We start from the raw sequence: 7,957 nt of genomic DNA on the forward strand, positions 1-7,957 counted from the left end.
GAAGGGCAAACTCATGGCATCTGTGGCATTTCTCGGTCTTGGCGTGATGGGCTATCCCATGGCCGGGCACCTCAGGAACAAAGGCGGCCACGACGTCACCGTCTACAACCGCACCGCGGCGAAGGCGGAACAATGGGTGGCCCAGCATGGCGGCAAGTCTGCCGCGACGCCGGCGGACGCCGCAGAGGGCCAGGATTTCGTCTTCTCCTGCGTCGGCAATGACGACGATCTGCGCTCGGTGACGACCGGGGCCGATGGCGCCTTCGCCGCGATGAAAAAAGACTCTGTCTTCATCGACAACACCACCGCTTCGGCCGAAGTGGCGCGCGAACTGGCCGACGCCGCTGAAAAGGCCGGCTTTTCCTTCCTCGATGCCCCGGTTTCCGGCGGCCAGGCGGGCGCTGAGAACGGCGTGCTGACGGTGATGGTCGGCGGCGAGCAGGCTGCCTTCGACAGGGCCAGGCCGGTCATCGACGCCTTTGCCCGCATGGTCGGGCTGATGGGGCCGTCGGGCGCCGGCCAGCTCACCAAGATGATCAATCAGATCACCATTGCCGGGCTGGTGCAGGGACTGGCCGAAGGCATCCACTTCGGCAAGAGGGCCGGGCTCGACATCGAGAAGGTCATCGAAGTCATCTCCAAGGGCGCTGCCGGGTCCTGGCAGATGGAGAACCGCCACAAGACGATGAATGCCGGTAAATATGATTTCGGCTTTGCCGTCGACTGGATGCGCAAGGATCTCGGCATCTGCCTCGATGAAGCCGACCGCAATGGCGCGAGACTGCCGGTGACCGCCCTTGTCGACCAGTTCTACAAGGATGTGCAGGCGATGGGCGGCAAGCGCTGGGACACCTCGTCCCTGCTGGCGCGCCTGGAAAAATAGGCGTTCGCAATGGCCGAGCTTTCGCCCCAATCGAGCGCCGACGAGATCGTCGCCCATTTGCGCTCGATCGGCTCGGAGGACAATCGCCGCGGTATGCTGCGCTACGGCATCAAGATCGAGCGCGCGCTCGGCATCTCGCATGGCATGCAGCGGCAGATCGCCAAAAAGATCAAGCGCAACCACGAGCGTGCTTTCGAGCTTTGGCAGACCGGCATCATGGAGGCGCAGTTCATCGCTTCCGTCACGGCCGACCCGAAGCGCTTCTCAGCCGCGGATGCACGACAATGGGCCGCGTCCTTCGATTCCTGGGACATCGTCGACGGCGTCTCCGATCTCTTCGTCGACACGGACGCCTGGAAGGAGCTGATTGAAGAGTTCGCGGCGGACGAGCGCGAGTTCGTTCGACGCACGGCCTTCGCCATGATGGCGTGGTCCGTCGTGCACCGGAAGCAGGAGCCGGTGGCGACTTTCCTCGGCTTCCTGCCGATCATCGAAGCGCATGCCACCGACAGCCGCAATTTCGTGAAGAAGGCGGTAAACTGGGCGCTTCGTTCGATCGGCAAGCGATCGTTGGAGATGCACGGCGCTGCCCTTGCCGTGGCCGAACGACTGGCCCAGTCGGCCGACAAGACGGCTCGCTGGATTGGCAAGGACGCTGTACGGGAACTCACCAATGCCAAGATCATCGAGCGGATCGCCGCCAGAAAAGGCTGACCTGGCCAACGTCCGGTTCACCGAGGTGACGCGGCAGACGCGCGCCGATTTCGAAGGCCTCTTCGAAGCGCAAGGCGTCCGAAGTATTGCTGGTGCATGGCCTGGCGGCCCCTGCCCGGCCGCCGCGAGCATGTTCAGCACGCCGAGTTGAAACGGGCCATGTTGGCGCTTGTCGAGGCCGGCACGCCGGTCGGAATCTTGGCCCAGATTGACGGCAAGACCGTCGGCTGGTGCTCGGTCGCGCCGCGCCAGACATATCGGAAGCTGACGTCGCAATAGGACGATGACGAGACCGGCATCTGGTCGATCGTCTGCTTCTATGTGCCAAGGGCGCTGCGCGGCGGCGGGCTGGCGGCAGCGCTGCTTGACGCTGCCATAGATCACGCCTTTGCCAAGGGCGCCGGCGTGATCGAGGCCTACCCGGTCGACGAGGCATCGCCGAGCTACCGTTTCATGGGGTTTCGCGACATGTTCATCGCTCGCGGGTTCCATGAGGTCGGCATGGCCGGCTCTCGCAGACATGTGATGCGGCTCGAGCGTTGACGCGATCGGCCGCGTCGTCTTTACTCCTGCACAAAGGAAGCGGCCGATGAGCAGTCCTCTCAAATCGACCTTGGCGCTTGCAGCCGCGTTGTTGGTGTTCACCGCTACCAACGCCTCAGGCCAAACCGCGCACATCTTCTGGAAAGATCTGCGTCCTGCGACGCAGGCGGTGGCCGAAGATGCCGGCCTGCCGATGATTGCGGCAAAACTGCCCGATCGTGGCGAGACATTGTCGCTCAACCTGCAGGACAAGACGGTACAATTAGCCGGCTATGCATTGCCGGTCGACCGTGATGGCGATCTCGTCTACCAGTTCCTGCTGGTGCCGTGGACAGGCGCTTGCAGCCACATGCCGACGCCGCCGCCCAACCAGATCGTGCTGGTGACGCCGGCTCGTCCCTACAAGATGTCGCAGGCCTATGAGTCGGTTGCCGTGACCGGCGCCTTGCGGCCCGGCTTGGAGAAGAGCCAGCTGTTCATTCTCGACGGCGTCAGCATCATCCAGTCCGGCTACACCGTACGCAAAGCCGATGTGGTGGCAGTCGACACGGTGCCGGACACGATCACGCTGCCGGTCAACTCGCCCTGGAGTTTCCTCAACAAAAAGAAAAACTAAGCGCCGCCTGCTTGTGCAGCGTCACCGCCCAGTCACGGACAACCGCGCTCAGGCCGCGTTGGCGCCGGATTCCTTGTCCAGCAGCATGTAGTCGAGCGGCATTTCGGTCGTGTACTTGATCTGCTCCATGGCGAAGGACGACGATACGTCGCGGATCTCGATCTTGGCGATCAGCCGCTTGTAGAAGGCGTCATAGGCGGCGATATCGGGCACCACGACGCGCAGGAGATAGTCGACGTCGCCGCTCATGCGGTAGAATTCGACAACTTCGGGAAATTCCTGGATGACTTCCGAGAAACGCCGCAGCCATTCATGGCTGTGCGAATTGGTGCGGATCGACACGAAGACGGTGACGCGCACATTGACCTTTTCGTGGTCGAGGATGGCGACGCGCCGCTTGATGACTCCCTCTTCCTCCAGCTTCTGGATGCGGCGCCAGCACGGCGTCGTCGACAGGCCGACTTTCTTGGCGACATCGGCAACCGCGAGCGTCGCGTCCTCCTGCAGGAGGCGGAGAATTTTTCTGTCGAGGCGATCCATTGAGGTGCTCCTGGTGCAGGCCGCGTTCCCTCGGGCGCGACGCGCTTTGGGAATAGATTGGCTATATTCCCTCTTATTTCGACCTTTCACAAGAAAGAAATTCTGCCGGATGGCACAAAAGCGAGTGATATGTTGCTTAAAGTCTAATCTATGCGATAGCGGATTTCCGATCTCAGAAACGGCAGCAAATCCATTTCAAACCATGGATTCTGCTTCAGCCATCCTGAGTTGCGCCATGACGGGTGTGGCAGCGGCAGCACTTTCGGGCTGGCCGGCGCATCCCAGATGGTGCGCCAGTCCTTCACGGTTTCGGTCAGCGACGGCCGGCGCGTGGCGCCCATATGCCAGGATTGCGCGTAGGAGCCGATTGTCAAAACGAGGTCGATCTGCGGCATCAGTGCTATCAGCGGCGCGCGCCAGGCCAGCGCGCATTCTCGGCGCGGCGGCAGGTCACCGCCCTTTGCGTCCTGGCCGGGGAAGCAAAAGCCCATCGGCACGATGGCGAATTTTTCCGTGTCGTAGAATTCCTCGCTGGTTACGCCCAGCCAGCTTCGCAAGCGGTGGCCGGACGCGTCGGTGAACGGCATACCCGACAAATGCACCTTTGTGCCTGGCGCCTGGCCGGCGAGCAGGATGCGGGCGCTGGATGATGGCAGCAGCACCGGGCGCGGCTCGTGCGGCAGCGGCCTGCCGACTGGAGTGTCGACGCAGATGCGGCAGGCGCGGACCTTTGCCGTCAGGCGTTCGAGTTCCGCCTCCATCAGGCGGAAGCGCTCGGGCGACTGGAGACGGCACTGTACCAGCGCAGCACGTTTGTGCACTCGTCCGGCACTTTGATGCGCGCCGGTTTCATGAAATCCATGGCGATCATGCCGGTGATATCGGCGATCGAATAGGCGTCGCCGGCGGCGAATTCGCAGTTTGCCAGTTCGGGGTCGAGCAGTTTCAGGAATTCAACCGCTTTCGCCTTGTTGGCCTCGCCCCATTCGGGGATCTGCGGAATTTCCCATTCCTTCATCGCCGGATGGATGTGGCGAAAAGCCTGGGCGACGCAGCTGAGCAGATTGAACTCCATGCGCCTTTGCCACATCTCGACCTTGGCCTTGCCGAGCGCGCCTTGCCCGAACAGCGCCGGTTCGGGATGCAGTTCCTCGAAATAGCGGCATATGGCGACGGATTCGGTGAGGATGGTACCGTCGTCGAGCTCGAGCACCGGCAGCCGCTGCAGCGGGTTGCGCGACCTGACCGGCTCCTGCTTGTGCCCCATCGCACCCATGTCGACCGGCACCAGCGGCACTGCGATGCCCTTTTCGGCGAGGAAAACCCGTACTCGCCGCGGGTTGGGGGCGCGGCCGCCGTCGAACAGTTTCATGCTTATCCTCCCGATCTGGTCCTTCAACTATAGTGCTCGTCACCAGAAGCGAAACATCTCTCGCAAGGCGTCACCGACCGAAGCCAGGGTGCCGTGCTTTCTTTCGAGCGGGCCGCCGTGGTGGCTTTCGCGCCAGTCATGCGGCTGATCGAACGTGCCGGCCCAGATGCCAACCTTGCCGGCGCGGGCAATGGCCTGCTCGGTGTCGAAATCGCCATAGGCAATTGCCCAGCCGGCCTCAACCTGGGCCCGGTTGAGATCCTTTCCACCGGCCTTGCAATCGCCGAGCAGGCGGCCGTAGCGGTCGCGCTGCCAGCCGCTGCAGGTCACCGGATTTCCTGATATCAGCCGCACCAGCGCCTGGCGCGCCAGCCTGCCGCAGGCGTAGTCTGCGCCATCCCTACGGCAGATCTGCTGGTATTCCGGAGCGTCGATGCCGCGCATGCGGATACGTTCGGTGCCAAGAGTGAGTGAATCGCCATCGTTGACGATCGCCACCCCTTGCGCCTTGCGCGTCTCGAAACGGTCGAGGCGTGCGGCGAGCAGGATCAGCAGGCCGAGCAGAATGACCGTCAGCGCGTAATCCAGCAGCTTGCGCCACAGGCTTCGCGGCGGCGGCGGATAGTATCGCCGGCGCGGCCTTGGCGACCACGAACGGCTCATATGGCAAACAGTCTCTTAATCATTCGAACGTAGCTTAACGAATTGAGATCGCTGCGCGCATAAATCGAAGTTTCCATGCCTCTGCTACGCTCGAACACAGCGGATAAATTCATTGTGGACCGCCGGAAACCGCACCGCAACAGCGATGTGGCGCGCGCGGTGCGCAAGACGCGCGACCGTCTTTCGCAGCAGGTTGGCAATCTCGACTTCGACCGTGAACTGCTGAAGCTGCATGCCGGGACCATGGTGCGCGGCGCAGCCGTCATCCCACTGCTGGTGTTGGCGGTCGCGGCGGCCGGGCTGCTGGCCGGTGTGGACAAACAGATCAGCGTCTGGGCGCTGTTCACCCTGATCTGCTATTCGATCGTCGCCTTCATGGCGCGCCGCGTCGAGCGCACCGAAGCCGCCGAGCTCAATCCTGTTCACACCCGCAGGGATTTCCTGATCGGACATTCGCTGTGCGGCCTCGGCTGGGCGTGGTTCGCATGGCTCGGCTGCGCCACCTGCCAGATCGACCAGTTCCAGGCCGCCAAGGCGGTGGTGCTGCTGCTGGCCATGGCGGCGACCGCTATCATGGCGTCGTCCTTGCGCGGCTCTCTGCTTGCCACCTTCGTCGTTCCGGTGGCGGTCTATGCCTATGCTGAAACGAAATTTTGGGTGCCGGTCGGGACGATCATGGTCGCCCTGCTGGTCGCGGCATTGCCGTTCTTTGCCTATATCGCGCGCCATCTCAACCGCTCGTCGCTGATACTTCTGTCCTTTCGCTCCGAAAAGGATGCGCTGCTCGCCGAGGTGGAGACCGCGAAATCGATGTCGGACGAAGCTCGTCGGCGGGCCGAAGACGCCAATCTGGCGAAGTCGCGCTTCCTTGCTTCTATGAGCCATGAGCTCAGGACGCCCCTCAACGCCATTCTCGGTTTTTCCGAGGTGATGGCCAATGAGGTGCTCGGGCCGATGAGCAACCCGACCTATCGCGACTACGCCCGCGACGTGCACGATTCCGGCCAGCATCTGCTCGACCTGATCAACGAAATCCTCGATCTGTCTCGCATCGAGGCCGGCCGCTATCAGCTCAACGAAGAGCCGGTGGTGCTGCTCAACATCGCCGAAGATTGCTGCCACATGATGGAATTGAAGGCGCGCAACAAGGACATCCGCATCGTCCAGGATTTCGAAAGTGCCCTGCCGCGGCTGTTCGCCGACGAGCGCGCGGTGCGGCAGATCACGCTCAACCTCCTGTCCAACGCCATCAAATTCACCGCCACCGGCGGCGAAGTTCGCGTGCGCGTCGGCTGGACGGCGGGCGGCGGCCAGTACATTTCGGTCAAGGACAATGGGCCGGGCATACCGGAAGACGAAATCCCGATCGTGCTGTCCGCCTTCGGCCAGGGCTCGATCGCCATCAAGAGCGCCGAGCAGGGCACCGGGCTCGGACTGCCGATTGTGCAGGGCCTGCTCGCCATGCATGGCGGCGAATTCGAACTTCAGTCGAAATTGCGCGAAGGCACCGAGGCAATCGCCATCTTCCCGCTCGCCCGAGTGATGGAGGAACTGCCGGCGCTGCCAACCAAGACCGTGGCGGCGGCCCGCCGACGTTGACAGCTTGTTCTAGGCTTTGACCGCCGCCGCCATGCCCGAACTGGTAAGCGCCGCCGCCTTGACCAGACCGGCGGCAAGGGCGGCCCCTGCCCCTTCGCCGTGGCTGATGCCGAGATCGAACAGCGGCCTGAGGCCGAGCCGCTCGGCGGCAAGCCTTTGGCCGGGCTCCGGCGACAGACTGGCCAGCAGGCAATGGTCAAGCGCACCTGGGTTGGCGGCATGCAGCACGGCAGCGGCGGCGGTCGCGGCGAAGCCGTCGAGCAGCACCGGGATTTTTTGCATCCGGGCGGCGAGGATGGCGCCGGCAATGGCCGCAAACTCGCGGCCGCCGACCCGGCGCAGTGCTTCCAACGGGTCCTTCAGAGCCGCACCATGGAAGGCGACGGCTGCATCGACTACATCAGCCTTGCGCGCCTGCATGGCCGCGTCGGCACCGGAGCCGGGGCCGACCCAGTCGGCGCCGCTGCCGCCGAACAGGGCCGCGCACAAGGCCGCCGCAACGGTGGAGTTGCCGACGCCGAGATCGCCGAGGCAAATCAGATCGGCGCCACCGGCGATGGCTTCCATCCCGAAGGCCATGGTGGCGGCGCAGCCGCGTTCGTCGAGGGCGGCGTCCTCGGTGATGTCGGCGGTCGCAATGTGCAGCGCCAGATCGAACACCTTGAGGCCAAGATTGTTGGCGACGCAGATCTGGTTGATTGCCGCACCGCCGGCGGCGCACAGCTCAACGGCGTTTGCGGTCGCAGCGACAGGGCGCGGCGAGATGCCGTGGCGGGTCACGCCATGGTTGCCGGCGAAGATCGCCACCAGGGGCCGGTTCACCGCCGGCGGCGCGCGCCCGCTCCAGGCAGCAAGCCAGGCGGCGATGTCCTCGATGCGGCCAAGCGAGGCTTTCGGCTTGTCGGCCTTGGGAAACAGGGGGGGGCCCCGGTTTTACGCGCCGGTGTGGGGCGGGGGGCGGGGGGCCCGCCGCTTGGGAAAAAGCTGGGTGGGCCGCGCGGAGGGGAGGGGCGTGCGGGTGAGACCC

General features: G+C 63.9%; 10 protein-coding genes and 1 pseudogene. 5 read left to right on the forward strand and 6 right to left on the reverse strand.

From position 1 onward, the window contains the following. Positions 1 to 13: 13 nt before the first annotated feature. Together NKI46_RS09435 and NKI46_RS09440 are read left to right on the forward strand one after the other, a co-directional pair. Positions 14 to 883: an NAD(P)-dependent oxidoreductase gene (locus NKI46_RS09435; RefSeq protein WP_352745864.1), complete on the forward strand. Its 870-nt coding sequence runs from the start codon at positions 14 to 16 to the stop codon at positions 881 to 883. Between the two features lie 9 nt (positions 884 to 892). Continuing rightward, positions 893 to 1,597 carry a DNA alkylation repair protein gene (locus tag NKI46_RS09440; RefSeq protein ID WP_352745866.1) on the forward strand — a complete coding sequence of 235 codons (705 nt, stop codon included), beginning with the start codon at positions 893 to 895 and terminating at the stop codon, positions 1,595 to 1,597. A gap of 134 nt (positions 1,598 to 1,731) precedes the next feature. Here the strand turns inward: NKI46_RS09440 and NKI46_RS09445 are convergent, their stop codons facing one another. After that, positions 1,732 to 1,896 carry a hypothetical protein gene (locus tag NKI46_RS09445; protein WP_352745869.1) on the reverse strand — a complete coding sequence of 55 codons (165 nt, stop codon included), beginning with the start codon at positions 1,894 to 1,896 and terminating at the stop codon, positions 1,732 to 1,734. A gap of 22 nt (positions 1,897 to 1,918) precedes the next feature. On the opposite strand from NKI46_RS09445, the gene NKI46_RS09450 reads away from it, so the two are divergent. Together NKI46_RS09450 and NKI46_RS09455 are read left to right on the forward strand one after the other, a co-directional pair. Beyond that, the gene (locus tag NKI46_RS09450) at positions 1,919 to 2,140 is read left to right on the forward strand and encodes a GNAT family N-acetyltransferase (RefSeq protein ID WP_352745871.1); all 222 of its coding nucleotides are present in this window, start codon (positions 1,919 to 1,921) and stop codon (positions 2,138 to 2,140) included. Positions 2,141 to 2,186: 46 nt separating this feature from the next. Further along, positions 2,187 to 2,756: a DUF3299 domain-containing protein gene (locus tag NKI46_RS09455; protein ID WP_023690736.1), complete on the forward strand. Its 570-nt coding sequence runs from the start codon at positions 2,187 to 2,189 to the stop codon at positions 2,754 to 2,756. A gap of 48 nt (positions 2,757 to 2,804) precedes the next feature. On the opposite strand, the gene NKI46_RS09460 is transcribed toward NKI46_RS09455, so the two are convergent. From NKI46_RS09460 to NKI46_RS09475, 4 genes are all read right to left on the reverse strand, one after another. Continuing rightward, the gene (locus NKI46_RS09460; RefSeq protein WP_023669013.1) at positions 2,805 to 3,296 is read right to left on the reverse strand and encodes an Lrp/AsnC family transcriptional regulator; all 492 of its coding nucleotides are present in this window, start codon (positions 3,294 to 3,296) and stop codon (positions 2,805 to 2,807) included. A 143-nt stretch (positions 3,297 to 3,439) separates the two neighbouring features. Next, the gene (locus NKI46_RS09465) at positions 3,440 to 4,057 is read right to left on the reverse strand and encodes a uracil-DNA glycosylase family protein (protein ID WP_352745890.1); all 618 of its coding nucleotides are present in this window, start codon (positions 4,055 to 4,057) and stop codon (positions 3,440 to 3,442) included. Then, on the reverse strand, positions 4,057 to 4,668 hold the full coding sequence (locus NKI46_RS09470) for a glutathione S-transferase (RefSeq protein ID WP_352745873.1): 612 nt from the start codon (positions 4,666 to 4,668) through the stop codon (positions 4,057 to 4,059). Before NKI46_RS09470 ends, NKI46_RS09465 begins: the two co-directional genes overlap by 1 nt. A 39-nt stretch (positions 4,669 to 4,707) precedes the next feature. After that, positions 4,708 to 5,331 carry a thermonuclease family protein gene (locus tag NKI46_RS09475; RefSeq protein ID WP_352745875.1) on the reverse strand — a complete coding sequence of 208 codons (624 nt, stop codon included), beginning with the start codon at positions 5,329 to 5,331 and terminating at the stop codon, positions 4,708 to 4,710. A 75-nt stretch (positions 5,332 to 5,406) separates the two neighbouring features. Between NKI46_RS09475 and NKI46_RS09480 the strand changes: the two genes are divergently transcribed. After that, entirely contained in the window at positions 5,407 to 6,930 is a 1,524-nt protein-coding gene (locus tag NKI46_RS09480) for a sensor histidine kinase (protein WP_352745878.1), read from the forward strand. Between the two features lie 9 nt (positions 6,931 to 6,939). On the opposite strand, the pseudogene NKI46_RS09485 reads toward NKI46_RS09480, so the two are convergent. After that, positions 6,940 to 7,957: pseudogene (locus NKI46_RS09485) on the reverse strand (nicotinate-nucleotide--dimethylbenzimidazole phosphoribosyltransferase); the annotation flags it as partial.

Source organism: Mesorhizobium sp. M0615, assembly GCF_040320805.1.
Taxonomy (GTDB): Bacteria; Pseudomonadota; Alphaproteobacteria; order Rhizobiales; family Rhizobiaceae; genus Mesorhizobium.